General features: G+C 71.5%; 22 protein-coding genes. 16 read left to right on the top strand and 6 right to left on the bottom strand.

Annotation, left to right across the window (positions count from 1 at the left end):
* Positions 1–12: 12 nt before the first annotated feature.
* The 3 genes from ACFVAJ_RS08725 to ACFVAJ_RS08735 form a co-directional block, all read right to left on the bottom strand.
* A complete protein-coding gene (locus ACFVAJ_RS08725) occupies positions 13–1,074 on the bottom strand; it encodes a DNA polymerase IV (protein ID WP_376944615.1) in 1,062 nt (353 codons plus the stop codon).
* An 82-nt stretch (positions 1,075–1,156) separates the two neighbouring features.
* Positions 1,157–1,546 carry an MmcQ/YjbR family DNA-binding protein gene (locus tag ACFVAJ_RS08730; RefSeq protein ID WP_376943156.1) on the bottom strand — a complete coding sequence of 130 codons (390 nt, stop codon included), beginning with the start codon at positions 1,544–1,546 and terminating at the stop codon, positions 1,157–1,159.
* A 36-nt stretch (positions 1,547–1,582) separates the two neighbouring features.
* On the bottom strand, positions 1,583–2,962 hold the full coding sequence (locus ACFVAJ_RS08735; RefSeq protein ID WP_376943158.1) for a PLP-dependent aminotransferase family protein: 1,380 nt from the start codon (positions 2,960–2,962) through the stop codon (positions 1,583–1,585).
* Positions 2,963–3,240: 278 nt separating this feature from the next.
* Between ACFVAJ_RS08735 and ACFVAJ_RS08740 the strand changes: the two genes are divergently transcribed.
* From ACFVAJ_RS08740 to ACFVAJ_RS08780, 9 genes are all read left to right on the top strand, one after another.
* Positions 3,241–4,089, top strand: a complete 849-nt coding sequence (locus tag ACFVAJ_RS08740) for a nitrilase-related carbon-nitrogen hydrolase (RefSeq protein ID WP_376943160.1) — start codon at positions 3,241–3,243, stop codon at positions 4,087–4,089.
* A gap of 13 nt (positions 4,090–4,102) precedes the next feature.
* Complete coding sequence (gene hydA, locus ACFVAJ_RS08745; protein WP_376943162.1) at positions 4,103–5,545, top strand: dihydropyrimidinase; 1,443 nt, start codon at positions 4,103–4,105, stop codon at positions 5,543–5,545.
* Positions 5,546–5,585: 40 nt separating this feature from the next.
* Complete coding sequence (locus tag ACFVAJ_RS08750; RefSeq protein ID WP_376943164.1) at positions 5,586–6,602, top strand: TIGR03842 family LLM class F420-dependent oxidoreductase; 1,017 nt, start codon at positions 5,586–5,588, stop codon at positions 6,600–6,602.
* Positions 6,599–7,483, top strand: coding sequence for an ABC transporter permease (locus ACFVAJ_RS08755; RefSeq protein WP_376943166.1), 885 nt, complete (start codon positions 6,599–6,601; stop codon positions 7,481–7,483). The genes ACFVAJ_RS08750 and ACFVAJ_RS08755 overlap by 4 nt, the downstream gene beginning before the upstream one ends.
* On the top strand, positions 7,480–8,388 hold the full coding sequence (locus ACFVAJ_RS08760) for an ABC transporter ATP-binding protein (RefSeq protein ID WP_376943168.1): 909 nt from the start codon (positions 7,480–7,482) through the stop codon (positions 8,386–8,388). Before ACFVAJ_RS08755 ends, ACFVAJ_RS08760 begins: the two co-directional genes overlap by 4 nt.
* Positions 8,388–9,227: an ABC transporter permease gene (locus ACFVAJ_RS08765; RefSeq protein ID WP_376943170.1), complete on the top strand. Its 840-nt coding sequence runs from the start codon at positions 8,388–8,390 to the stop codon at positions 9,225–9,227. Before ACFVAJ_RS08760 ends, ACFVAJ_RS08765 begins: the two co-directional genes overlap by 1 nt.
* Positions 9,228–9,245: 18 nt before the next feature.
* Positions 9,246–10,394 carry an ABC transporter substrate-binding protein gene (locus ACFVAJ_RS08770; RefSeq protein ID WP_376943172.1) on the top strand — a complete coding sequence of 383 codons (1,149 nt, stop codon included), beginning with the start codon at positions 9,246–9,248 and terminating at the stop codon, positions 10,392–10,394.
* 73 nt (positions 10,395–10,467) lie between these two features.
* Positions 10,468–11,790, top strand: coding sequence for an aspartate aminotransferase family protein (locus ACFVAJ_RS08775; RefSeq protein ID WP_376943174.1), 1,323 nt, complete (start codon positions 10,468–10,470; stop codon positions 11,788–11,790).
* A gap of 25 nt (positions 11,791–11,815) precedes the next feature.
* A complete protein-coding gene (locus ACFVAJ_RS08780; protein WP_376943176.1) occupies positions 11,816–13,309 on the top strand; it encodes a CoA-acylating methylmalonate-semialdehyde dehydrogenase in 1,494 nt (497 codons plus the stop codon).
* A 94-nt stretch (positions 13,310–13,403) separates the two neighbouring features.
* On the opposite strand, the gene ACFVAJ_RS08785 is transcribed toward ACFVAJ_RS08780, so the two are convergent.
* Both ACFVAJ_RS08785 and ACFVAJ_RS08790 read right to left on the bottom strand, forming a co-directional pair.
* Positions 13,404–14,177 (bottom strand): enoyl-CoA hydratase/isomerase family protein, encoded by a 774-nt coding sequence (locus ACFVAJ_RS08785; RefSeq protein ID WP_376943178.1) that lies wholly within the window; start codon positions 14,175–14,177, stop codon positions 13,404–13,406.
* A 131-nt stretch (positions 14,178–14,308) separates the two neighbouring features.
* Complete coding sequence (locus tag ACFVAJ_RS08790) at positions 14,309–15,148, bottom strand: helix-turn-helix domain-containing protein (RefSeq protein WP_376943180.1); 840 nt, start codon at positions 15,146–15,148, stop codon at positions 14,309–14,311.
* 69 nt (positions 15,149–15,217) lie between these two features.
* Here ACFVAJ_RS08790 and ACFVAJ_RS08795 point away from each other — a divergent pair, with 69 nt between their 5' ends.
* Positions 15,218–15,814, top strand: coding sequence for a dihydrofolate reductase family protein (locus ACFVAJ_RS08795; protein WP_376943182.1), 597 nt, complete (start codon positions 15,218–15,220; stop codon positions 15,812–15,814).
* Positions 15,815–15,850: 36 nt separating this feature from the next.
* On the opposite strand, the gene ACFVAJ_RS08800 is transcribed toward ACFVAJ_RS08795, so the two are convergent.
* Entirely contained in the window at positions 15,851–16,774 is a 924-nt protein-coding gene (locus ACFVAJ_RS08800) for a LysR family transcriptional regulator (protein WP_376943184.1), read from the bottom strand.
* Positions 16,775–16,913: 139 nt separating this feature from the next.
* Here ACFVAJ_RS08800 and ACFVAJ_RS08805 point away from each other — a divergent pair, with 139 nt between their 5' ends.
* The 6 genes from ACFVAJ_RS08805 to ACFVAJ_RS08830 all read left to right on the top strand — a co-directional run bounded on the left by ACFVAJ_RS08805 (position 16,914) and on the right by ACFVAJ_RS08830 (position 25,061).
* Positions 16,914–17,036 carry a hypothetical protein gene (locus ACFVAJ_RS08805; RefSeq protein ID WP_281349888.1) on the top strand — a complete coding sequence of 41 codons (123 nt, stop codon included), beginning with the start codon at positions 16,914–16,916 and terminating at the stop codon, positions 17,034–17,036.
* A 304-nt stretch (positions 17,037–17,340) separates the two neighbouring features.
* The gene (locus ACFVAJ_RS08810) at positions 17,341–18,081 is read left to right on the top strand and encodes a Type 1 glutamine amidotransferase-like domain-containing protein (protein WP_376943186.1); all 741 of its coding nucleotides are present in this window, start codon (positions 17,341–17,343) and stop codon (positions 18,079–18,081) included.
* The gene (locus ACFVAJ_RS08815) at positions 18,078–19,433 is read left to right on the top strand and encodes an anaerobic C4-dicarboxylate transporter family protein (RefSeq protein WP_376943188.1); all 1,356 of its coding nucleotides are present in this window, start codon (positions 18,078–18,080) and stop codon (positions 19,431–19,433) included. The genes ACFVAJ_RS08810 and ACFVAJ_RS08815 overlap by 4 nt, the downstream gene beginning before the upstream one ends.
* Before the next feature lie 13 nt (positions 19,434–19,446).
* Positions 19,447–20,874 carry a threonine/serine exporter ThrE family protein gene (locus tag ACFVAJ_RS08820; RefSeq protein ID WP_376943190.1) on the top strand — a complete coding sequence of 476 codons (1,428 nt, stop codon included), beginning with the start codon at positions 19,447–19,449 and terminating at the stop codon, positions 20,872–20,874.
* 9 nt (positions 20,875–20,883) lie between these two features.
* On the top strand, positions 20,884–21,456 hold the full coding sequence (gene pyrE, locus ACFVAJ_RS08825) for an orotate phosphoribosyltransferase (RefSeq protein WP_376943192.1): 573 nt from the start codon (positions 20,884–20,886) through the stop codon (positions 21,454–21,456).
* A complete protein-coding gene (locus ACFVAJ_RS08830) occupies positions 21,456–25,061 on the top strand; it encodes a septum formation family protein (RefSeq protein ID WP_376943194.1) in 3,606 nt (1,201 codons plus the stop codon). The genes pyrE and ACFVAJ_RS08830 overlap by 1 nt, the downstream gene beginning before the upstream one ends.

Consider the following 25,061-nt stretch of genomic DNA (forward strand, 5'->3'; position numbering starts at 1 on the left):
ACGCGAGGGCGCTCACCAACCGCTGCGCGTGGGCGTGTGCCCGTCGCGCGCCTCGTCGGGCATGCGCATCTCGGCGCGCAGGCCGAGCAGCCGCACCGGTCGTCCGGGTTCGATCCGGCCCGCGAGGTCGAGCATGCATGCGAGCACGACCTCGTGGTCGGCCGTCTCGGGGATCTTCTTGGTGAACGTCTTCGTGATGAACGGCGCGTACCGCACCTTGAGCCCGAGGCCGACGACCGGGCGGCCCTCGGCTGCGACATCCGCGAGCACCTGCGCCGCCAGTTCGCGGATCGCGTCCTCGATCTGCGGCGGCTCGGTGAGGTCGTGCTGATAGGTGGTCTCCCGGCTGTGGCCGCGCGCCACCCAGGGGGTGTCGTCGACGACGCGGGCGCCCTCGCCGCGGCCGAGCTGGGCGTACCAGGGCCCCATGCGCGGGCCGAACTCGGCGACGAGGCCGCCGGTCTCGGGATCGGCGGCGGCGAGCTCGCCGATCGTCGTGATGCCGAGCACGGCCAGCCGCCGCGAGATCTTCGTGCCGATGCCCCACATCTCGATCGTCGGCCGATCGCCCATCACCTCGAGCCAGTTCGCCGCCGTCAGCCGGAACACGCCCTGCGGCTTGCCGAACCCGGTCGCGACCTTCGCCCGCACGAGCGTGTCGCCGATGCCCACGCTGCAGTGCAGCCGCGTGCGTTCGAGCACCGCGCCCTGCACGGCACGCGCGTAGGCCTCGGGGTCGGCGGTCTCGACGCCGACGAACGCCTCGTCCCAGCCGAGCACCTGTACGGTGGCGCCCGGCTGCGCGCGCAGCGTCGCCATCACGGCGTCGGATGCCTCGGTGTACGCCTCGTGATCGACGGGAAGGATGATCGCCTCGGGCGCCTTGCGGGCTGCGATGCGCAACGGCATGCCCGAGCCGACGCCGAACTCGCGGGCCTCGTACGAGGCCGTCGACACCACGGCCCGCTCGTTCGGATCGCCCCGCCCGCCGACGATGACGGGCTTGCCCGCGAGCTCGGGGCGCCGCAGCACCTCGACCGCCGCGATGAACTGGTCGAGATCGACGTGCAGCACCCACCCGTGGCTGCGTTGGCTCACGGGGCCAGTCTGCCGCGCCCGGGCGGCGAATGCCGCATGGATTCGTGGAGCGGCGGACCTACGCGTCGTCGCCGAAGATCTCGCGCCGCAGGTACTTCGGCGCCTGCACCCGCCATGCCTCGGTCACGAGCTCCTCGAGGTGGTCGTCGGCGATGCCGGCCATGCGGAAGGCGATCTTCGGCTCGCCCCACCTCGTCGTCGCGCGCAGAAAGACCTCGGGCTGCATCTCGCGCAGGGCGCGCGCGTCAATGGAGTCGGCGACCTTCACCCCGACGACGAGCTCGGCCGCGATGACCTCGCGCATGTCTTCTGGGATGCTCGGCCACGGGTGGCACTCCCACGCGAAGAGCTTGCCGCGCACGAACCACGCGGCGCCGCCCGTCATGGCGCGCTCCTCGCTGCCGGGCAACCCGGCGGCGATGCGGCGAACGTCGTCGAGTTCGGGCATGGTGCGAGCCTAGGCCGCGACACCGACAGAGCCCCGTCAGTAGCCCCCGGCCACGAGGTGGGTCGCCGCGGATGCGAGCGCGTCGGCCACCTCGTCGGTGCCCTCGCGCACCATGCCGACGGTGACGCGCACGAACTCGCCCGGGCGTCGCGTGCGGCCGGCGCCCGTGGCATCCGTGCCGTTCGCGGCGGCGAGGAACGGCGACCCGGCCGAGACCCTGATGCCGGCGACGGCGAGCTGCACGAGGGCTGAGCGCTCGCCGAGCACCGGCATCCAGAGGTTGATGCCGTCGGCCTCCTGCACGGCGACGCCGCGCTCGCGGAGCGCGTCGCCGAGCATGCGCTGGCGCGTGTAGTACTGGCGGCGCGCCTCGGTGACCGCGTCGATCGAGGCGCCGTCGGTGAGCAGGTCGAGCAGGATCGTCTGCACCATGCGCGAGGTCCACCCGGGACCGAGCATCCGTCGCCCGGCGATGTGCTCGATGAGCTCGCGCGGTCCGCCGAGGGCGGCGATGCGCAGGTCGGGGCCGTGCGACTTCGAGAAGCTGCGCACGTGCACCACGCGCCCCGGCAGCCAGGTGCCGAGGGTGACGTCGCCCTCGATCGAGATGAGGCCCGAGTGGTCGTCCTCGATGACGACGAGGTCGTCGACGCGTTCGGCGGCGGCGATGACCCGGGCGAGCGCTTCGGCGCGCTCGGGCGTCATGGATGCCCCGGTCGGGTTCTGTGCGCGCGGCTGCAGCAGCACGGCCACGGGCCGCTTTCGCAGGGCGACGGCGAGCGCCTCGGGCACCATGCCGTGCTCGTCGAGCCGCACCGGCACCGCGACCGCGCCGAGCACCTCGAGCAGGTCGAGGAACGGCGGGAACCCGGGGCTCTCGACGACGACGCGGTCGCCGAAGCGCACGAGCTCCTCGAGCGTGCGCGAGATCGCGTCGAGGGCGCCGTCGACGACCATGATCGACTCGGCGTCGCTCGGCCACGAGTCGCGCAGCGCGCGTGCGAGCGCGGGGATCACGGGCTCGGCCTGGTAGCTGCCGGTCTCGGCCTTCGCCGAGACGCGCGAGAGGGCGGGGCCGAGCGCGGGCAGCAGCAACGGGTCGGGGGTGCCGCGCGAGAGGTCGAGCCGCACGGGGTCGTCGGGGGCGGCCATGCCGCGCATGCGCGGGGCGAGCCGCAGCGCCTCGGCGCCGCGCACGAAGCTGCCGGCGCGGCCGCGGCTCTCGATGACACCGGCGCGGGCGAGGGCCTGCCAGGCCTGGCTGATCGTCGCCGGGCTCACGCCCAGGGCGGCGGCGAGTTCGCGCACGGTCGGCAGGCGATCGCCGGCGGCGAGCTCTCCGCCGTTCACGAGCCGGGCCACGTCACCGGCGATCGTGCGCGGCGAGGCATCGGCGAACTCGGCGAGTTCGATCAATCGCGAGGCATCCACTCGAATACCTGACACCACCATTGCCTCCGAACCGCGCAAGGGACAAGATATGTAACCACAGCGTCACAGAGTGAAACAGAAGAGAAATGTTCAAGCCGAACAATAACAGAACGGGCCACAAGCCCCTGGTTCGGCAGTTCCACCGGCAGTTCAATCGGTACATCTCGGCGTCGCAGCAGCACCCGGCGAGCACCTGACACGAGCACCACGCCAGGCGATCCTCGAGTGAACGGCAATGGCGCCGCCCGACTCAGGAGACATTCATGACGATCGTCAGAGCGGCCATCACGCAGACCACCTGGACCGGCGACAAGGCCTCGATGCTCGACAAGCACGAGCAGTTCGCCCGCGATGCGAAGGCGCAGGGCGCCGAGGTCGTCTGCTTCCAAGAGCTGTTCTACGGGCCGTACTTCGGCATCACCCAGGACCAGAAGTACTACCGCTTCGCCGAGTCCGCCGAAGGTCCCATCGTGCAGCGCTTCGCCGAGGTGGCGAAGGAGCTCGGCACGGTCATGGTGCTGCCGATCTACGAAGAGGCCGAGACGGGCGTCTACTACAACACGTCCGTGCTCGTCGACGCCGACGGCACGATCCTCGGCAAGTACCGCAAGCACCACCTGCCGCATCTCGACCGCTTCTGGGAGAAGTTCTACTTCCGCCCCGGCAACCTCGGCTACCCCGTCTTCGAGACCGCCGTCGGCCGCGTGGGCATGTACATCTGCTACGACCGGCACTTCCCCGAGGGCTGGCGCGAACTCGGCCTGAACGACGCCCACATGGTCTTCAACCCGAACGCCACGAAGCCGGGGCTCTCGAACCGCCTGTGGGAGGTCGAGGGGCCGTGCGCCGCCGTCGCGAACGGCTACTTCGTGCTGCAGCCCAATCGCGTCGGCCGCGAGGACAACGAGTACGGCGACCTCGCCGTCGACTTCTACGGCACGAGCCAGGTCATCGACCCGCGCGGCAACTTCGTCGGCGAGCGCGGCTCGAGCGAGCACGAGGAGCTGCTCGTGCGCGACCTCGACCTCGACATGGTGCAGCAGATGCGCGACGACTGGCAGTTCTACCGCGACCGCCGGCCCGACTCGTACGCGAAGATCGCGAAGCCGTAAGGGAGACGACGCCATGACCACCACCCTCATCACCGGCGGCACCGTCGTCGGCGCCACCGGCCGCGCCGCGGCCGACGTGCTCATCGACGGCGAGCGCATCGTCGCCGTCATCGAACCAGGCAGCGAACTGCTCGGCACGGATGTCTCGGCCGCCGTCGACCGCGTCATCGACGCGACCGGCAAGTACGTGATCCCGGGGGGCATCGACGCACATACCCACATGCAGCTGCCGTTCGGCGGCACCGAGGCCTCCGACACCTTCGAGACCGGCACCCGCGCCGCCGCGCACGGCGGCACGACCTCGATCATCGACTTCGCGGTGCAGACCTACGGCCAGCGCATCGAGGACGGACTGGCCGCCTGGCACGAGAAGGCCACGGGCAACTGCGCGATCGACTACGGGTTCCACCAGATCGTGGGCGACGTCAACGCCGACTCGCTCGCCGCGATGAAGCGGCTGCCCGACGAGGGCATCACGAGCTTCAAACTCTTCATGGCCTACCCGGGCGTCTTCTACTCGGATGACGCGCAGATCCTCAAGGCCATGCAGGTGTCGCGCGAGACCGGCCTGCTCACGATGATGCACGCCGAGAACGGCCCCGCCATCGACGTGCTCGCCCAGCAGCTCGTCGACTCGGGCAACACCGACCCGTACTACCACGGCATCGCCCGCGCCTGGGAGATGGAGGAGGAGGCGACGCACCGCGCGATCATGCTCGCGAAGCTCACCGGCGCCCCGCTCTACGTCGTGCACGTCTCGGCGAAGCAGGCCGTCGAGCAGCTCGCCTGGGCGCGCGACAAGGGCCAGAACGTGTTCGGCGAGACCTGTCCGCAGTACCTCTACCTCTCGCTCGAGGACCAGCTCGGGGCATCCAGCGAGCAATGGGGCGCCTTCGAAGGCGCCAAGTGGGTGTGCTCGACGCCGCTGCGCTCGCGCGCCGAGGGTCACCAGCACTCGATGTGGCAGGCGCTGCGCACGAACGACCTCCAGATGGTCTCGACCGACCACTGCCCCTTCTGCATGAAGGACCAGAAGGAGCTCGGACTCGGCGACTTCCGCAAGATCCCGAACGGCATCGGGTCGATCGAGCACCGCATGGACCTCATGTACCAGGGCGTCGTCACCGGCGAGATCAGCCTCGAGCGCTGGGTCGAGCTCACGAGCACCACGCCCGCGCGCATGTTCGGGCTGTACGGCCGCAAGGGCGTCATCCAGCCCGGGGCCGACGCCGACATCGTCGTCTACGACCCGAACGGGCACACCTCGATCGGGTTCGGCGAGGGGCGCACCCACCATATGAACATGGACTACTCCGCGTGGGAGGGGTACGAGATCGATGGGCACGTCGACACGGTGCTCTCGCGCGGCAAGGTCATCGTCGACGGCGACGAGTACCTCGGCGCCAAGGGCGACGGGAAGTACCTCAAGCGGGGGCTCAGCCAGTACCTCATCTGAGCAGAGCCACCCCGATCGCCCGCCACTGAACGGAGCCCCCATGGATTTCGGCGTCGTCCTCCAGACCAACCCGCCCGCCTCACGCACCGTGCACCTCGCCAAGCTCGCCGAGCAGTACGGCTTCAGCACCGCGTGGACGTTCGACTCCCACCTGCTCTGGCAGGAGCCGTACGTCATCTACAGCAAGATCCTCGCCGAGACCCACCGCATCAAGGTGGGCCCCTTCGTCACGAACCCGGCCACCCGCGACTGGACGGTCACGGCCTCGATCTTCGCCACCCTCAACGAGATGTACGGCAACCGCACGATCTGCGGCATCGGCCGCGGCGACTCGGCCGTGCGCGTCACGAACGGCAAGCCCGTGAGCATGAGCGAGCTGCGCGAGTCGATCCACGTCATCCGCGAGCTCGCGAACTCGCGCAGCGTCGAGTACAAGGGCTCGCAGCTGCAGTTCCCGTGGTCGAAGGGCTCCGAGCTCGAGATCTGGGTCGCGGCCTACGGGCCGATGGCGCTGAAGCTCACGGGCGAGGTCGGCGACGGCTTCATCCTGCAGCTCGCCGACCCCGACATCGCCGCCTGGATGATCACGACCGTCCGCAATGCGGCCGAGGCCGCGGGTCGCGATCCCATGTCGATCAAGTTCTGCGTCGCCGCCCCGATGTACATCGGCGACGACTGGACCCACATGCGCGACCAGACCCGGTGGTTCGGCGGCATGGTCGGCAACCATGTGGCCGACATCGTCGCGAAGTACGGCATGCACGGCACGGTGCCCGACGCCCTCACCGACTACATCCGCGGTCGCGAGGGCTACGACTACAACACCCACGGCAAGGCCGACAACGACCATGTCGACTTCGTGCCCGACGAGATCGTCGAGCGGTTCTGCGTGCTCGGCTCGGCCGACCAGCACATCCAGAAGCTGAAGCAGCTCGCCGACCTCGGCGTCGACCAGTTCGCCGGGTACCTCCAGCACGACAACAAGGAGGAGACGCTGCGGGTCTACGGCGAGACCGTGATCCCGGCGCTCACCGAGCACATCACGGCGAAGGCATGACCAGCACCGCGGCTCGTCGAACGGCCGTCGTCGGATGGGGCGTCGCCGGCCTGCTGCTGCTCGTCGCCCTGTGGGAGGGGTACAAGCTGCTCGCGCCCGCCGACGGCGTGCTCATCGGCGAGACCCGGGTGCTGCCGCGCACCACCGACCTCGCCATGCCCCACGTCTGGGACATGTTCAGCCGACTGGCCGAGCCCGTGACGCGCTCGCCCTCGGCGCAGGCGCTGTGGGTCGTCATCCTGCTCGGCGCGCTCACGACGCTCGGCATCGCCGCCGCGGGCTGGCTCGTCGGCGTCGTGGTGGGCGTCGGTCTCGCCCTCGTGATGCAGCGCTGGCGGATCGCCGAGTGGGGCCTGCTGCCGTGGATCGTGCTCAGCCAGACGGTGCCCCTCATTGCGTTCGCGCCCATCGTCAAGAGCTGGGGCTCCCGGGTCGAGATCGGCTCGTTCGAGTGGCAGGACTGGATGTCGGTCGCGCTGATCGCGAGCTACCTCGCCTTCTTCCCGATCGCGATCGGCGCCCTGAAGGGGCTCCAGTCGCCCGACCGCATCCACGAGGAGCTCATGCAGAGCTACGCCGCCGGGTACTGGGCGACGCTCGTGAAGCTGCGGTTCCCCGCCGCGGTTCCGTACCTGCTGCCCGCGCTGCGGCTCGGCGCGGCGAACGCCGTCATCGGCGCGGTCGTCGCCGAGGTGTCGACCGGCCTCCAGGGCGGCATCGGCCGCCTCCTCATCCAGTTCGCCGGGCAGGCCTCGGGCGACCCGGCCAAGGCATGGGGGCCGATCTTCGGCGCCGTGGTGCTCGGGCTCGTCGCCGCCGGCTCGGTGGCGCTGCTCGGCGTGATCCTGAAGAACTACCGACGAACGGAGGAAGCCGCATGAGCGCTCCCGAGACCACCGCCGCACCCGGCGCGACCGCATCGCCCGCGACGGCCGTGCAGGTGACCGCCGTCGACAAGGTGTTCGAGACGCAGGGCGGCCGCGTGCACGCGCTCGAGGGCATCGACCTCACCGTCGCGGCCGGCGAGTTCGTCTCGCTCATCGGCCCGAGCGGGTGCGGCAAGTCGACGCTCATGCGGCTCATCGCCGACCTCGACGCACCGACGTCCGGCTCGATCGCCGTGTTCGGCAAGACGCCGTCGCGGGCGCGCCTCGACCAGGAGTACGGCATCGCGTTCCAGCAGGCGGGCCTGCTGCCCTGGCGCACCGTCGCCGCGAACGTCGCGCTGCCGCTCGAGCTGCACGGCGTGGCCCAGGCCGCGCGGCGGGCGAAGGTCGACGAGCTGCTCGACATGGTCGGCCTCACCGACTTCGCCGAGCGCTACCCCGACCAGCTCTCGGGCGGCATGCAGCAGCGCGTCGCGATCGCCCGCTCGCTCGCCGAGCAGCCCCGGCTGCTGCTCATGGACGAGCCGTTCGGCGCCCTCGACGAGATGACGCGCGAGAAGATGCAGGCCGACCTCGTGCGCATCGCCGGCGAGACGGGCGCGGCCGTCGTGTTCGTCACCCACTCGATCCCCGAGGCGGTGTTCCTCTCCGACCGGGTCGTCGTCATGTCGCCGCGACCGGGCCGCATCCGCGAGATCGTGCCCATGCGGCTCGCCGGGGCGGTCCCCGCGAGCGGGGCGGGCGAGGCGCGGGAGGCGGGCGAGGGGGTCGCTACCCGGGCCGCACGCACCGAGGGTCTCCGCGAGGACCGCTCGTTCTTCGAGATGGTGACCGCCGTCCGCGAGGCGCTGCACGGCGCCCCCGTCGCGACGGGCGCCCGCGGCGTGGAGACGCGATGATGAGCCCCCGCACCGAGACGACGCTGCGCATCGTCGCACCGGTGGCGGTGGGGCTGATCGTGCTCGGCATCTGGCAGTTCCTCGTCAGCGTCGTCGGCGTCTCGGACTACCTGCTGCCGAGCCCCGCCTCGATCATCGAAGCCCTCATCGCCTCATGGGACTCGATCGTGCAGGCCACGATCATCACCGGCACGAACGCGCTCATCGGCCTCGTCGTCGGCTCGGTGCTCGGCATCGGCCTCGCCGCGCTCGCGGCGAGGTGGCGTGCCGTCGACCGCATGAGCGCCCCGGTCGTCGCCGCGCTCGCCGTCGTGCCGATCGTCGCCCTCGCGCCCGTGCTGAACTCGATGTTCGGCGCCGACAGCCAGTTCGGGCGCCAGGCGATCGCCGCGATCGCCTCGTTCGTGCCCGTGTTCCTCAACACGCTGCGCGGGTTCCGGCAGACGACGCCGGTGCACCGCGAACTGATGCGCGCCTACGCGGCGACCCCCGGCCAGGTGCTGCGCTCGCTCACGCTCCCGACCGCGCGGCCGTTCATCCTCACCGGCATCCGCATCGCCTCCTCGCTCGCGGTGATCTCGGCTCTCGTCGCCGAGTACTTCGGCGGGCCGCGCGGCGGCCTCGGCAGCCTGATCTCGACCTCGGCCGCGTCGAGCGCGTACGCCCGCGCCTGGGCGTACGTCGTGGCATCCATCGCCCTCGGCCTGCTCTTCTACCTCGCGACCCTCGCGCTCGAACGGCTCGTGCTGCGGGGCCGCAGGCCCGCCGCACGCGCTCCCGGAACCCGCACCACCAGCACCAGCACCGTCAGCACGACCAGCACCACCGTTTCGCACTGAGAACAGGGAAGGACTGACATGAAGCACAGCACACGCCGCGGACTCGCGGCCGGAGCGTTCGCCGTCACGGCCGCGCTCATCCTCGCCGCCTGCTCGTCCGGAGACTCGGGCGGGGACGGCGGCTCCGGCGACGGCGAGCTCACCCCCGTGAAGCTCCAGCTCCAGTGGCTCCCGCAGGGGCAGTTCGCCGGATACTTCGCCGCCGCCGACCAGGGCTACTTCGAGGAGGAGGGCCTGGACGTCGAGATCATCCCGTCGGGCGGCGACATCGTGCCGCAGGACGCGCTCGCCAACGGCGACGTCGACTACGCCATCGCGTGGGTGCCGAAGGTGCTCGGCTCGATCGAGCGGGGTGCGAACCTCACCGACATCGCCCAGATCTTCCAGCGCTCGGGCACCCTGCAGGTCTCGTGGGCCGACTCGGGCATCGAATCGGTCGCCGACTTCGAGGGCAAGAAGATCGGCTCGTGGGGCTTCGGCAACGAGTGGGAGATCTTCGCGGCGATGGCCGCGGAGGGGCTCGACTCCACCACCGTCCAGATCATCACGCAGGACTTCAACATGAACGCGTTCCTGCAGGGCGACATCGACGCGGCCCAGGCGATGACCTACAACGAGTACGCGCAGCTGCTCGAGACCCCGAACCCCGACACCGGTGAGCTCTACCAGCCCGAGGACTTCAACGTGATCTCGTACGAGGACACCGAGGGGGCCATGCTGCAGGACGCGATCTGGGCCGACACCGAACGCCTCGAGAGCGACACCGACTACCAGGAGACGACGGTCAAGTTCCTGAAGGCCGTCATCAAGGGCTGGGCGTTCGCCGCGGCGAACCCCGAGGATGCCGCCGACATCACGATCGCCGCCGGTTCGGGTTGGGGCCCGAGCCACGAGCTCTGGATGGTGAACGAGACCAACAAGCTCATCTGGCCCTCCGACGACGGCATCGGCATGATCGACGAGGCCGCGTGGGACAAGACCGTCGCCGGCGCGCTCGCCGCGGTGAACGAGGCGGGAGACCACCTCATCACCGAGGAGCCGCCCGCGACCGCCTGGTCGAATGAGTGGATCGAGAAGGCGCTCTCGGAGCTCGAGGGCGAGGACCTCGACCTCACGGGCGCCGACTGGTCGCCCATCGACGTCACCCTCGAAGAGGGCGGCAACTAGCAATGCGGATGCTGCGCCGCCGGACGACGGCGGCGCAGCATCCCCGGAACCTCCAGCGAAAGGCAGTGAAGCCATGAGCGAGAACCTCGAAGACCTCGACGACATCGCGCGGCGGCTCGACCGCGAGCACGTCTTCCACTCCTGGTCGGCGCAGTCCCAGGCCTCCGGGCTCGTCGTCGCCAGCGGACGCGGCGCCCGCGTCTGGGATCACGCCGGCCGCGAGTACCTCGACTTCTCGAGCCAGCTCGTCAACGTCAACATCGGGCATCAGCACCCCTCCGTCGTCGCCGCGATCCGCGAGCAGGCCGAACTGCTCACGACGATCGCCCCGTCGACCGTGAACCTCGCCCGAGGCGAGGCGGCGAAGCGCATCGTCGCGCGCGCGCCGTCGGGCTTCACGAAGGTGTTCTTCACCAACGGCGGCGCGGATGCCAACGAGAACGCCGTGCGCATGGCGCGACTGCACACGGGGCGCGACAAGGTGCTCTCGACCTATCGCTCGTACCACGGCAACACGGGCGCGGCGATCGTCGCGACCGGCGACTGGCGTCGCGTGCCGAACGAGTTCGCCCGCGGGCACGTGCACTTCTTCGGCCCCTACCTCTACCGTTCGGAGTTCTGGGCGGCGACCCCCGAGGAGGAGTCGGAGCGGGCGCTGCGCCACCTCGCGCGGGTGATCGAATCCGAGGGGCCTGCCTCGATCGCCGCGGTGCTGCTCGAGACGATCCCCGGCACGGCCGGCATCCTGGTGCCGCCGCCCGGGTACCTCGCGGGCGTGCGTGCGCTCTGCGACAAGCACGGCATCCTGCTCATCCTCGACGAGGTGATGGCGGGCTTCGGCCGCACCGGGCGCTGGTTCGCCTTCGACGGCTACGACGTGCGGCCCGACCTCATCACCTTCGCGAAGGGCGTGAACTCGGGCTACGTGCCCGCGGGCGGCGTCGTCATCTCCGACGAGATCGCCGCGACCTTCGACGAGCGGGTCTTCCCCGGCGGGCTGACCTACTCGGGGCATCCGCTCGCGATGGCGTCGATCGTCGCGACGCTCGACGCCATGGCCGCCGAGGGGATCGTCGACCACGCGCGCGAGGTCGGCGCCGAGTCGATCGCGCCCGCCCTCGAGGACCTCGCCGAACGCCATGCGGTCATCGGCGAGGTGCGCGGCGAGGGCGTCTTCTGGGCGCTCGAGCTCGTCGCGGATCGCAAGACCCGTGAGCCGCTGCCGGCCGCGGCGATGGGCCGCATCAAGTCGGCGCTCGTCGAGCGCGGGCTGCTGCCGTTCATCCAGGACAACCGCATCCACGTGGTGCCGCCGTGCGTGGTGACGGCGGACGAGGTCGCCGACGCGATGGCGATCTACGACGACGTGCTGGCGACCGCCGTCTCCGGCGACTGAACGTCCGACGAGGAAAGAGGAGATCATGACCGACTTCATCGAGCACTGGATCGACGGGGCATCCGTCGCAGGCGACCCCGCTCGCAGCGGACCCGTCTACAACCCCGCACTCGGCGTCGAGCAGCGCCGCGTGCACTTCGCGTCGACCGACGACGTCGACGCCGCGGTCGACGCCGCGGCGCGCGCGTTCCCCGGGTGGCGCGACACCTCGATCGCACGACGGCAGCAGGTGATGTTCAAGTTCCGCGAACTGCTCACCGGTCGCACCGACGAGCTCGCCGCGATCCTCACCAGCGAGCACGGCAAGGTGCTCGGCGACGCGGCGGGGGAGATCGCGCGCGGCATCGAGGTCGTCGAGCTCGCGTGCGCGATGCCCGGCTACACCAAGGGCGAGTACAGCGAGAACGTGTCGACCGGCATCGACGTCTACACGCTGCGGCAGCCGGTCGGCGTCGTCGGCATCATCTCGCCGTTCAACTTCCCGGCGATGGTGCCGCTGTGGTTCTTCCCGCTCGCGATCGCGACGGGCAACACGGTCGTGCTGAAGCCGTCCGAGAAGGACCCGTCGGCCGCCGTCTGGCTTGCGAAGCTCATGCAGGAGGCGGGGCTGCCCGACGGCGTGCTCAACGTCGTGCACGGCGACAAGGTCGCCGTCGATGCGCTGCTGCACCACCCGACCGTGCGCTCGATCTCGTTCGTCGGCTCGACGCCGATCGCGCAGTACATCTACGCGACCGCGACCGCGAACGGCAAGCGCGTGCAGGCCCTCGGCGGTGCGAAGAACCACATGCTCGTGCTGCCCGACGCCGACCTCGACCTCGCGGCCGACGCCGCCGTCAACGCGGGCTTCGGCTCGGCGGGCGAGCGCTGCATGGCGATCTCGGCGGTGCTCGCGGTCGATTCGATCGCCGACGAGTTCGTCGCGAAGGTGGCCGACCGGATGTCGCGGCTGAAGATCGGCGACGGGACGCGCGGGTGCGACATGGGCCCCCTGATCACGCGCGAGCACCGCGACAAGGTCGCCGGGTACCTCGACGTGGCAGCCGTCGACGGCGCGAGCGTCGTGGTCGACGGTCGCGACACGGTCGTCGACGGCGACGCGGCCGGGTTCTGGCTCGGGCCGACCCTCGTCGACCGCGTGCCGACGTCGTCGTCGGTGTACCGCGACGAGATCTTCGGACCGGTGCTCTCGGTCGTGCGCGTCGACGGCTACGAGGACGGACTCGAGATCATCAACGGCTCGCCATACGGCAACGGCACGGCGATCTTCACGAACGACGGCGGGGCCGCGCGGCGGTTCCAGCGCGAGGTGACGGTCGGCATGGTCGGCATCAACGTGCCGATCCCGGTGCCGGTCGCCTACCACTCGTTCGGCGGTTGGAAGGACTCGCTGTTCGGCAACGCCAAGGCGTACGGCGCCCGCGGCTTCGACTTCTACACGCAGGAGAAGGCGATCACGTCGCGGTGGCTCGACCCGAGCCACGGTGGACTGAACCTGGGCTTCCCGCAGCACGACTGAGCGGTCACGTCGGTCGAGTCGGCGCGCAGCACCGTATCGAGACCACCCGGGCGTGGTCTCGATACGCTCCGCTCCTCGACCGGCGGGGCCGGCGTCAGCGCCGCGCGAAGGCGGCGATGCGTGCCTGAGCGTCGGGGGTCTTGAAAGCCGCGCCGATCGTGCGGGCCTCGTCATCGAGGGCGTCCTGGAACGGGCGCTCGAGCCCCGAACGTACGAGCCGCTTGGCCTGGCCGAAGGCGCCGGTCGCGCCGTCGAGCCACGACTGCGCGATGGCGCGCGCCCGGCCGGCGACCTCCTCGGGCGGCACGACCTCGGTCACGAGGCCCCATTCGAGCGCCTCGGCGGCGGTCAGTCGGCGCGAGGTGAGGGTGAGCTCGAGGGCGCGACGCGTGCCGATCGCCTCGGGGAGGAGCGTGCTCACCCCGCAGTCGGGCGTCAGCGCGACATCCGCGTAGCGACTGGCGAAGCTCGCCTGCTCGCTCGCGACGACGAGGTCGGCGACGAGCATGAAGCCGAGGCCGCCGCCGGCGACGGGGCCCTGGACGGCGGCGACGATCGGCTTCGCGCTCTCGCGGAGCATCCGATGCCCGTCGTGGATGCGGTCGGCGAGCCCGGTGATCACCGCGCCCGCGTCGCTCGACGCCGCGGCCAGTTCGGACATGGCGACGACGTCGCCGCCGGCGCAGAACGCCCGGCCCTCGGCGTCGAAGAGCACCGCGCCGATGTCGTCGCGGCGGGAGATCTCGTGCGCGATCGACTGCCAGAGGCCGATCGCCTCGGGATCGACCGCGTTGAGGCGGGCGGGGCGGTTGAGCGTGACGCGGGCGAGCCCGTCGGTCACGTCGAACAGGATCGCGTCATCGGCCATGGTGCCGGAGCCTACCGGGCCGGGCTCGTCGTCGCGCGTGGATTGGCGGCGGCCTCACGCGGTGCTCCCGACACGGGCATCTTCGCAGTGGGCCATCGCCAACCGGGTCGCGGACCGCTGTGGTCGCCTGGTCAGCCGATGGCCGTGTGGGCGGTGGTCGGCACGGTGCCGGCGAGGACGGACGGGGTCCATCCCGAGTACCGGCGGACCTCGCGCACCAGGTGGCTCTGGTCGGCGAAGCCGAAGCGCGCCGCCACCTCCGCGGCGGGCAGGCGTCGGAGGGCGATCGCGGCGCGCTCGAAGCGCACGAGGCCGGCGGCCGCCTTCGGCCCGATCCCGACCTGTTCCGCGAAGCGCGTGCTGGCGTACCGCGAGCTCCAGCCGGTCTCCTCGACGAGCTCGGCGATCCGCACGCGGCCTCCGGAGGAGTCGATCTGCCGCCACATCCAGCCGACGAAGGGCTCGGGAGGCCGGCCGCGATCGAGCAGGCCGAGCAGCACCCGATCGATCAGCTCGAAGCGGCGTGGCCAGGTGCCGGCCGACCACAGCTCGTCGAGCAAGCGGCCGTCGAAGACGGGGAGCGCGTCGGCGAGCTCGACCACGCGCGCGGCGAGCTCCCGTCCGGGCAGGCCGAGGAGGCGGGTGACGCCGAGCGGGGTGAGGTAGATCTGCAGGCAGTGCTGCTCGGACTCGAACGAGGTCGTCGCGTGGCCGGGCATGATGCCCGCGACGAACGAGGTGTGGCGCCCGACGCCCTCGCCGACGGAGAGGTCGACGACGTCGAGCGGCGGCCCGATCGACAGCACGACGGGGATCAGGCTGCCGGCCACCTGACGGCGGACGACCTGCCCGACCGCGTGTTCGTCGTGGCCGACGATGCCCGCGACGAGCCCGGCGAGCTCGGGGCGCACTCGATGCCGCACCAGGATCGGCCCCGGTGCGGTGCCTTCGTGCCTCGTGTCATCGGTCACGGACGATCGATTTCCTTCAAGACGGGGTCGGCCCGCAGGAGTGAGCATGAGACGAGGAAGGAGTACCTGATGCGCAGAGTGATCGCGATCGAGTTCCTCTCGGTCGATGGAGTCATGCAAGGACTGGGGTCGCCCGACGAGGACCGCGAGGGCGGCTTCGAGCACGGCGGATGGGGAGCACCCTACGCCGATGCGATCCACGCCTCCAGCGGTACCGACGGCCTGGGCGGCACCACCGCCTACCTCTTCGGAAGGAAGACCTACGAGAAGATGGCCGCCTACTGGCCGTCCGTCTCGGACGACGACCCGATCGCCGCCCATTTGAACGCCACCGAGAAGCACGTGGTGACCGGCACGCTGACCGAGTTCGGATGGCGGAACACCCACGCGCTGGTCGGCGACCTCCGCGACGGCGTCCGCGCCCTGAAGCAGGCGGGGGACGGCGATATCGCGATCCTCGGCAGCGGAGTGCTCGTGCGCGCCCTGCTGCGGGAGGACCTCGTCGACGGGCTGCGGCTCTTCGTCCACCCGCTGCTCATCGGCTCGGGCAAGCGCCTCTTCGGCGAGCTGGAGCGCCCGCGCCCGCTCAGGCTGACGGCGTTCGGCACCACCCCGCTCGGAAGCCTCGTGCTCGCCTACGACCTCGAGCGCGGAACGGGGGACTGACGGCCCCGGTGCGCGCACAGCGCGCGGCGGTGGGCGTCAGGGCGCCGTCTCGGTGTGCTGCCGCTCGAGCCGCGCCGCCTGGGACACGAGCACGTCGAGCACGGTGCGCACGGCGAGGCGCTCGGCGACGTCGGGGCGCACGAGGGCGACGATCTGGCGAGCGGATGCCACGCCGCGGAGCGGCTTCAGCACGATGGATTCGGGGACGGCGCCGCTCGTGAACCGCGGCACGAACGCGATGCCGAGCCCCGCCTCGATGAAGGCCTCGATGATGCGCATGTCGCTGAAGCGCTGGCTCACCCGCACCCGGCGGCCGGTCTGCTGCTCGATCGCGTGCAGAATGCGCTCGAAGGGGAAGCCGGGCGGCACGCCGAGCCAGGTCTCGTCGACGAGGTCGCCCGGCGTGAGGTGCGAGCGGCCCGCCAGCCGGTGGTCGGCGGGCAGGCCGATGTCGAGCGGCTCGGTGAGCAGCGGCACGGCCCTGAGTCCGCGGCCGCCCCACGGCAGCACGCCCGGCATGGTGTGGGCGAGCACGATGTCGTAGTCGCTCGTGAGGTCGGCGAACTCGGCGAGCTCGGGGTCGAGGTCGGTGGCGTGCACGACGAGGCCCGCGATCTGCGAGAGCTCGGCCAGCACCGCGGGCAGCACCGTCGCCCCGATGGTCGGAAAGGTCATGAGCGTGACCTCGCCGCTCGGGTGGTTGCGGAACTCGTCCCACAGGGAGGTCGCGCGTTCGAGGGCGATCGCGACGTCGGTCGCGCTGCGGGCCAGCGCGTGCCCCGCGCTCGTCAGCACGACGCCTCGCCCGCTGCGTTCGGTGAGCGGCATGCCGGCTTCGCGTTCGAGCACCTTGAGCTGCTGCGAGACGGCCGACGGCGTGCGCCCCGTGGCCTCGGCGACCGCGGTCACCGAGCCGCGCTCGGCGAGTTCGCGGAGGAGATCGAGGCGGCGCACATCCATGTAGCGATTCTACATCGTGCTTGTAGAACCGTGAGCTTGTGCTGAATGTTTCGACGCGGAAGAATAGTGCATGTCGAACACGTGCAACGGCGCAAAGTCGCTCGACCAGCCTGCACCGTCTTCGTCGAAAGGATCCATCGTGATCAGCATCATCGTGCTTCTCGGCACTGTTTCCGTCGCCGCTGTCGCCGGCGCGATCGTCGTCACCGCTCGTGACGGCTACCGCCGCCAGCCGCGAGAGACGTTCGCGCGCACCGTCTGAGTGCCGCGAATCCCCGGAGGTCCGTTCTCCGGGACTGCAGGGCCGCCGCGCGGGGGAGGGACACCCCGCGGGGCGGCCCTTCCTCTGTGCCGTCGCGACCGGTCGCCGTGCGCATCGAGATGAGCTGGGGGGATCGCGATGCCGCGCGACCGGCGCGCCTGCACGGCGCGACGCCGTCCGGCCGCTGCGCCCGTCGGCGCCGCCCCGCTCGATGACGCCCGCGACACGGCCGATGAGCCTCTCGACACCGTTCCTCACCGACCGATAGCGTGACGCGAGGGGTACATCGGACGAGGGGGGCGCGATGGCGCACGTGGTGGCGACCGGGGCCGGCAAGGCCATGATGGAGCGGCGTGCCGATCCGACGCACGACTACATCCTGGGCCTGACGGGCAAGGAGCGGCCGCGGGTGCTCTTCGTCGGCACGGCGACGGGCGATGAGGCCGCGTACACGCTGAGCTTCTACAAGACCTACGACTCCGACCGGTGCGCGCCGCACCACCTCACGCTCTTCCACCGCGATCTCGACGACCTCGCAGGCTACGTGAAGGGCTTCGACGTGATCCACGTCGGCGGCGGCAACACCGCCAACATGCTCGACGTCTGGAAGCGGCAGGGCCTCGACGAGATCATGCGCGAGATGTGGGAGGACCCGGCCTCGAACGTCGTCTTCACCGGCGGCTCGGCCGGTGGCATCTGCTGGTTCGAGGGCGGCACGACCGACAGCTACGGCCCGACCCTCCAGGTGCTGCCCGAGGGGCTCGGCTTCCTGCACGGCAGCTTCTGCCCCCACTACGACGCGGAGGACCAGCGGCAGCCGTTGTTCCACGAGGCCCTCCGGAGCGGCGAGCTCGCAACGGGGTACGCCGTCGGCAACCTGCAGTCGCTGCACTTCGAGAACCAGGAGTTCGTCACGGCGATCAGCCCGGTCGATCCCGCCCTCGCTCTCCGGGTCGAGGCGATCGACGGCGAGATCGTCGAGACGCCGCTGCCCGTGCAGGTGCTCGAGGCCACCGGCCCGATCGTGAAGGGGCCGAGCGCGTGAACGACAACGTCTGGATCCTCGTCGCGCAGCTGATCGTCGTCGTCCTGGCGATCTTCATGGGCACCCGTACGAGCGGGATCGGCCTGGGCGTCTGGGGCCTCGTCGGCGTCGCGGTGCTCGTGTTCGGCTTCCAGACCGCCCCCGGCAACGCGCCGGTCGATGCGGTCTTCATCGTGCTCACGGTCATCACCGCGGCCTCGGTCATGCAGGCCGCCGGCGGAATCGACTGGATGGTGTCGGTCGCGGCCAAGGCCATCAAGTCCAGGCCGAAGAGCGTCGTCTTCCTCGCGCCGGCGATGTCGTTCCTCTTCACCGTCGGCGCCGGCACGGGCAACATCTTCTACCCCTTGCTCCCCGTCATCTACGACGTCTCGTACGACCAGAAGATCCGGCCCGAGCGAGCCCTGTCGGTCTCCGCGGTCGCCTCGCAGGTCGGCATCCTCTGCAGCCCGGTCTCGGCGGCGACGGCGTCGCTCGTCGTGCTCCTCGCCCCGAGCGGCGTCGACCTCGGGCAGGTGCTGCTCATCATGTGGCCGGCCTCGATCGTCGGCCTCTTCCTCGCCGCGCTCGTCATGGTGCGGCACGGCAAGAACCTCGAGGACGACCCCGAGTACCAGCGGCGACTCGCCGAGCACCTCGTGAAGCCGCCGGCCGAGGACACGACCGAACGCAAGCTGCCGAAGACCGCGGTGCTGTCGGCGTCGATCTTCCTCGCCGGCGTCGCGTTCATCGTGATCATGGGCCTGTTCGAGGGACTGCGCCCCATCATCGGCACCGACGACAACGGCGACCCGGTGCGGGTCTCGGTGACGATCATCATCGAGGTGACGATGGGTGTCATCGCCGCGCTCATCTTCGTGTTCTGCAAGGTCAAGTCGGCCGACGTGCCCAAGCAGTCGACGTTCCCCGCCGGCATGGTCGGAGCCTTCGCGCTCTTCGGCATCGCCTGGCTGGCGAACACCTTCGTCGCGAACAACAACCAGCTCATCGTCGACGGGCTCGGGTCGCTCGTCTCGGGGTCGACCGCGTTCGTCGGAGCCCTGCTCTTCGCCCTCGCGCTGTTCCTCGTCGCCATGCTCACGACCAGCCAGTCGAGCGCGACGAACGCCATCGTGCCAATCGGTCTCGCGATCGGGCTGCCCGCGTCGCTCATCGTGGGCCTCTGGCCCTCGGCGATGGGCATGTACACGCTGCCGGCGAACGGGTCGCAGGTGGCGACGGCCGCCTTCGACCAGACGGGCACGACCAAGCTCGGCAAGTTCGTGTTCGACCACTCGTTCCAGCTGCCCAACCTCGTGTACGTCGTGTCGGCGATGATCGTCGGCGTACTGCTGTCCTTCGTGGTGGTCTGATCCGGGCGCCCTGATGGCCGAGATCGCCGATCGCGCACTGCTCCGCCAGTTCCTCCTGGGGCTCGCGGAGGGCATGAACGCGGCCGCCGAATCCGTCGACCGCATCAGGGACACGCTCGTCACGGTGTCACGGGCGTACGGCCGCGACGACACCGACTTCATCGTGCTGCCGACGGTGATCATCGTCGAGACCGGCGAGGGCGAGGAGGGGCGGGTCGAGATCCGCTCGGCGGTGAACGCCTCGTTCCGCTTCGACCAGATCGCCGCGCTCTACAACCTGATCGGCGAGGCCGAGCGCGCCGAGCTCGAACCGATCGAGGGCCTCAGGCGCCTCAACGAGATCGGCGCGATGAAGGCCGGGCACGGGTGGATCGTGCGCACCTTCGGGCACGCCGTGCTCGTCACCGGCCTCTCGCTGCTGCTCGCCCCCACCTGGCAGGGCGCGCTCATCGCGTTCGGGCTCGGCGCCTTCGTCGGTCTGGCGAAGCTCGTCCGCTCGCCCACGCTGCAGCTCATCTTCCCCGTGTTCGCGGCATTCGCCTGCGCGATCGTCGTCTTCCTGATCGCGCCCCACATCGAGATCGGCGACCCGATCCGCCTGCTGATCGCGCCGCTCGCGACCTTCCTCCCCGGTGGCGTGCTCACCACCGGCGTGGGTGAGCTCGCGGCCGGGCAGATGCTCGCAGGAGCGTCGCGCCTCGTGTTCGGCCTCGTGCAGCTCGCACTGCTCGCGTTCGGCATCCTCGCGGCGGGCACCGTCGTCGGCGTCGAGGATTCGAGCTACGAGGCGCTCGAGGCATCCACGTCACTGCCCTGGTGGATCCCGGTGCTCGGCGTGCTCCTCTTCGCCATCGGCAACTACCTGCACTTCTCGGCGCCGCGGCGCACCTTCGGGTGGGTGCTCCTGGTGCTCATCGTGGCGTACGTGGGGCAGTACGCCGGCACCGTGCTCATCGGCTCGACGGTCGGCGGGTTCATCGGCGCCGTCGCGATGACGCCGGTGGTGCTCTGGATCGCGACGCTGCGGCACGGAGCGCCCTCGCAGCTGACCTTCCTCCCGGCGTTCTGGCTCCTCGTCCCCGGCGCGGCCGGGCTGCTCGGACTCACCGAGGCGGTCGGCACCACGCGAGGCCTCGAGGACTTCGCGGAGGCGATCACCTCGATCATGTCGATCGCGCTCGGCGTGCTCATCGGCACCGCCCTCTACCGCGTCGTGCATCACGGGGCCGAGGAGCTCGCGGACTTCCACGTCGACGTGCCCGCTGCGCTCACCGAGGAGGAGGAGCCGCCCTTCTGGGCGCGCCTCGTTCCCGGAACCCCGCAGTCGTTCTGGGGCGGCCGGCGCGAGCGCCGCGCCCGGTCGGGCAAGACCCCCAAGGATGCCCCGGAGGAGTCGCCGGCCGATGAATCCTCCCCTTCTTCTCAGGCAGGCGGGTCGTAGAGTATTCGGGTGACTGATCGCCAGCCCCTCGACTCCGCCGACGCGCGCCGCCGGCTCATCGACTTCATCTCCGCCGACGCCGTGTTCCACGGCGACTTCACGCTGACGAGCGGCAAGAAGGCGACGTACTACGTCGACCTCCGCAAGGTCAGCCTCGACCACCGCGTCGCCCCGCTGATCGGCCAGGTCATGCTCGACGTGATCGGCGACATCCCCGACGTCGCCGCCGTGGGCGGTCTGACGATGGGCGCAGACCCGATCGCCTCCGCGATCCTGCACCAGGGTGCCGCGCGCGGCCTCGCCTACGACGCCTTCGTCGTGCGCAAGGAGCCGAAGGACCATGGCCGCGGCAAGCAGGTCGAAGGCCCCGATCTCGCCGGCAAGCGCGTGATCGTGCTCGAGGACACCTCGACCACCGGCGGTTCGCCGATCAAGGCCATCGAGGCGCTCCGCAAGGTCGGCGCCGAGGTCGTCGCGGTCGCGGTCGTCGTCGACCGGGCCACCGGGGCCCGCGAGATCATCGAGGCCGAGGGCGTGCCGTACCTCTACGCCATCGGACTGGAAGACCTGGGCCTGGCCTGATGAGCGGGCGGCAGGGATTCGACGACGGCGCCGACTGGCTGCTCGCGCAGCTCGCGGGCGGCGGAGCTTCCGGCTCCGCGCCGCAGGCGTCCCCGCCGCAGACCCCGCCGCAGGTTCCTTCGGCGTTCGCGGCCCCCGTCGCGCCGGCCGCTCCCGCCCCCGTCCCTCCGCACCTCGCCGCGACGCCGCAGCCGCCCGCCGCGCCCACGACCCCGCCGCGCTCGTCGCACCACGAGGAGGTGCTCGACTGGTTCTCGCTGGCCGAGCCGCCCTCGCGTGACGATTCGGCCACCCGGGCGCTGCCCGTCATCGGCGACCCCGGGCACACGCCTGCACCCGCGCACCCGTCGGCACCGCTCGAGTCGGCTCAGCCGGCGCCGTGGCGCGATGCCGGCTTCGTGGCCGGTGCGGCCGGTGCGGCCGGAATCGCCGGCGCCGAGGGCGCTGCCGGTGCCGCCGGAGTCGCGAACGGCGCGGGCGCCGGCGCCGCCGGCCTCGGTGCGGCCGCGTTGCCGCCCGTCCAGTCGGGGCTGCCGAGCTGGACCCCGCCCTTCACCGTCGCGCCGCCGGCGCCGACCGTCCGCCTCACCGAGGTCGAGCCGCCCGTCGGAACGGCTCCGGCCGCCCCCGCGGCGGCTCCTGCTCTCGCACCCGCGCCGATTCCGCAGTTCGGTGATCCGAACCCGATGTCCTCGGCCCAGCCGCCCGCGACGCCCTGGCAGTCGCCCCAGGCGAGCCCCGTGCCGCCCGACACATCGACGGCGCCGCTCGCGCCGGCGCCCTCCCCGACACCGGCGCCGCCGCCCGGGCCCGTGACGCCGCCCGCATCCTTCGCGCTCACCTGGGGCGACCAAGAGCTCGAGTCCGAGGCCGCGCTCCGGGCGGCGTTCCAGCAGCTCTCCGACAGCACGGCGTCGCTCGGCGTGCCGTCGAGCGACCCTGCCCCGACGAGCGTCCCTGCCCCGACGAGCGGCCCGGCCCAGTCGGTCGCCCCGCAGGCGCCGGTCGCCGAGCCCGTCGTGCCCGAGTCGGCCCCGGCCGAGCCGAGGGCGCCGATCGAGGACGGCCCGTTCGCCGGCTTCTCCGCGCCCGCGGTGGCGCGCAGCTCGTTCACGCCGGTGGGCGGCATCCCGGTCCAGCAGCCGCACCCGACCGCGCCGCCCGAGGCGCCGGCCGGGTGGGGCGAGGCCCCCGCGCCGCGTGCGGCGAGCTACGACGACGAGCTGTGGGCGGCGCTCAACGAGCCCGAGCCGACGAGCCCGACCGCGCCGGCCACGTCATTCGCGCCGTCGGCGCCGGTGACGCCCGCGCCCACTCCGGCGCCGACGTACGAGGCCGATCCGATCGCTCCCGGTGCCCCTCAGCCCGACGCGACGGCCGCCGCAGCGGCGCCGTCATGGACGCCGGGTCGTGCGTGGACCGATTTCGCCTCCGCGAGGCCCGAGACGCATGTCGAGCCTCGACCGGTCGCGGAGCCCGATGAGTTCTCGCAGGCGCCTGCCCTGCCGTTCGAGTACGGCGCTCCGGCGCCGGCGATGGAGCATCCCGCGCCCGCATACCCGGCGGCCGAGTTCGCCGCACCCGAGTACCCCGCACCCGCGTCGACGCCCGTCGAGACGGTGTCGGAGGACTTCGGTCGCACCGAGCCGGCAGCGCCGGAGCTCTCCGACGACGCCGAACCCGCTCCCCGCCGCGCAGGCCGTTTCGACGCGTTCGCCGAGGAGCTCGAGTGGACGCCTCGTGCCGAACGGCGCGCCGCCCTCGACCAGGTCGAGGCGCCGCAGGTGTTCGACGGCCGGGGTGCCGAGGCATCCGACCCGCGGACCGTCGCCCTGCCCGCGCTGCACGAGCAGGATCGCCCGGCCGAGGGCATGCTCTCGGCACCGCGAGCGCCGTTCCCCGCCTTCGCCGCAGCGGAATCCCGCCCCGCGCCGGCCTCCTTGGGCGCCGTCCCGCCGGTCGACGACCTGCTCGCCGCACTCGGCGGGGGAGCCGCGGCTGCCGAGACCCCCGTGGCATCCACGGCCGCAGCGGCGGGCGCCGCGTTCACGGGCGTCGAGGCCGGGGCGGCAGCGCAGTCCGCGCTCACCGGCACCGATGCCTTCGACCGACTCGGCCTCGCTTTCGGAGCCGACGATGACGACGCCGACGACGACCGGGGTCACGAAGAGGAGGTCGTCGAGGAGCCGCGGCGCCGGGGCCTGCCGTTCTCGTCCGACCCGCGACTCGACGAGGTCGTCGACCGCGCCCGGTCCGCCGACGACGAGTTCGACGACGAGTTCGACGACGCCTCCGAGGAGGCGGGATTCCTCTGGAACCTCCAGCCCGACCCGACCGCCGAGGACCCGCGTGCAGCGTCACCGGGTTCGGTGTCCGCGATCCTCGCGGGCGGTGCCCCGGCGAGCGGTGCGACCGCGGTCGTCGACGAGCCGCCGATGAGCAGCGGTCTCGGATCGCTCGTGCGGATCCCCCGGCTCGAGCCCGAGCCCGAGCCCGAGCCCGCCCCCGATCTCGTCGCAGAGTCCGCGGCGGAGTTCGCGCCCGAGGACCGGTTCTTCGACGCCTTCACTCCGCGCACCGCCGCATTCGAGACGTTCGACGAGGAGCCGCAGCAGTTCGGCACCGAGCCGTTCCCGGCCGAGAACGACCCCTGGTCGGCGAAAGACACGGCCGACGATCCCTTCGGCGCGGGGCCCGACTCGGCCGATCAGGCCGACGACGGGCTCGCGGCGCTGTTCGGCAGCGTCACGGCGACGGGTCCGCTCCGACTGGTCGACCCTTCGGCCGGCCGCCAGGTCGAGGCCTTTCCGGCCACGGCGCTCCTCCAGACGGATGCGACCGCGCAACTGTTCGCCGCAGGTGCAGGTGCAGGTGCAGGCGCCACGGGCGGCTTCGCGGCCGGTGGGAGCGGTGCGAGCGGCGGCTTCGCAGGCGGCGGCCAGGGCGCTCGCGGGTCGTCGGGTCCGGGCGCAGGATCCGGTGCAGGCGGCTTCGGAGGCGGCGCCTCCGGCAGCGGCGGCACCGGCAAGGACGGCGGCGGCAAGGGCGGCATCCGACCGCTCGTCTGGATCGCGGGCGGGCTCGTCGCCCTGCTCGTGCTCGCCGGGCTGTTCTTCCTCGGCACGATGCTCACGAAGGGCGCCGGCGCCGACACGCCGAGCAACTCCCCGTCGGCCAGCGCGAGCGAGACGCCGGCACCGGTGCCGACCGCTCCGCAGCCCGCGGGCGTCCATGCCTGGAACACCCTCTTCGGCGGCGAGTGCCTCGAGCCATTCACCGACGCCTGGCAGGAGGAGTACACGGTCGTCGACTGCGCGACGCCGCATGCCGCGCAGCTCGTCTACCGCGGCACGCTGCCGGGCGACGCCGCCGCGCCCTACCCGGGCGAGGCCGAACTCGCCACGCAGATGAACCTCCTGTGCACGGCGTCGGGCGTCATCAACGTGGCCGCGGTGTCGGGCATGGAAGACCTGCAGGTCCAGGCGTCGTACCCGGCCGAGGCCGCCCAGTGGGAGGCCGGAGCTCGCGACTACTACTGCTTCGCCAACCGTTCGGGCGGCGAGCCGCTGACGGCGAGCATCGCGGGCCCGGGGCCGGCGGCCTGA

Source organism: Agromyces sp. NPDC057679 (assembly GCF_042799635.1).
Lineage (GTDB): Bacteria > Actinomycetota > Actinomycetes > Actinomycetales > Microbacteriaceae > Agromyces.

Excerpts from the sequence above, each read along its gene's own strand:
- ACFVAJ_RS08730 (WP_376943156.1), bottom strand. The coding sequence starts at position 1,546 with ATGCCCGAACTCGACGACGTTCGCCGCATCGCCGCCGGGTTGCCCGGC.
- ACFVAJ_RS08740 (WP_376943160.1), top strand. The coding sequence starts at position 3,241 with ATGACGATCGTCAGAGCGGCCATCACGCAGACCACCTGGACCGGCGAC.
- hydA (WP_376943162.1), top strand. The coding sequence starts at position 4,103 with ATGACCACCACCCTCATCACCGGCGGCACCGTCGTCGGCGCCACCGGC.
- ACFVAJ_RS08750 (WP_376943164.1), top strand. The coding sequence starts at position 5,586 with ATGGATTTCGGCGTCGTCCTCCAGACCAACCCGCCCGCCTCACGCACC.
- ACFVAJ_RS08755 (WP_376943166.1), top strand. The coding sequence starts at position 6,599 with ATGACCAGCACCGCGGCTCGTCGAACGGCCGTCGTCGGATGGGGCGTC.
- ACFVAJ_RS08760 (WP_376943168.1), top strand. The coding sequence starts at position 7,480 with ATGAGCGCTCCCGAGACCACCGCCGCACCCGGCGCGACCGCATCGCCC.
- ACFVAJ_RS08765 (WP_376943170.1), top strand. The coding sequence starts at position 8,388 with ATGAGCCCCCGCACCGAGACGACGCTGCGCATCGTCGCACCGGTGGCG.
- ACFVAJ_RS08770 (WP_376943172.1), top strand. The coding sequence starts at position 9,246 with ATGAAGCACAGCACACGCCGCGGACTCGCGGCCGGAGCGTTCGCCGTC.
- ACFVAJ_RS08775 (WP_376943174.1), top strand. The coding sequence starts at position 10,468 with ATGAGCGAGAACCTCGAAGACCTCGACGACATCGCGCGGCGGCTCGAC.
- ACFVAJ_RS08780 (WP_376943176.1), top strand. The coding sequence starts at position 11,816 with ATGACCGACTTCATCGAGCACTGGATCGACGGGGCATCCGTCGCAGGC.
- ACFVAJ_RS08785 (WP_376943178.1), bottom strand. The coding sequence starts at position 14,177 with ATGGCCGATGACGCGATCCTGTTCGACGTGACCGACGGGCTCGCCCGC.
- ACFVAJ_RS08795 (WP_376943182.1), top strand. The coding sequence starts at position 15,218 with ATGCGCAGAGTGATCGCGATCGAGTTCCTCTCGGTCGATGGAGTCATG.
- ACFVAJ_RS08800 (WP_376943184.1), bottom strand. The coding sequence starts at position 16,774 with ATGGATGTGCGCCGCCTCGATCTCCTCCGCGAACTCGCCGAGCGCGGC.
- ACFVAJ_RS08810 (WP_376943186.1), top strand. The coding sequence starts at position 17,341 with ATGGCGCACGTGGTGGCGACCGGGGCCGGCAAGGCCATGATGGAGCGG.
- ACFVAJ_RS08820 (WP_376943190.1), top strand. The coding sequence starts at position 19,447 with ATGGCCGAGATCGCCGATCGCGCACTGCTCCGCCAGTTCCTCCTGGGG.
- ACFVAJ_RS08830 (WP_376943194.1), top strand. The coding sequence starts at position 21,456 with ATGAGCGGGCGGCAGGGATTCGACGACGGCGCCGACTGGCTGCTCGCG.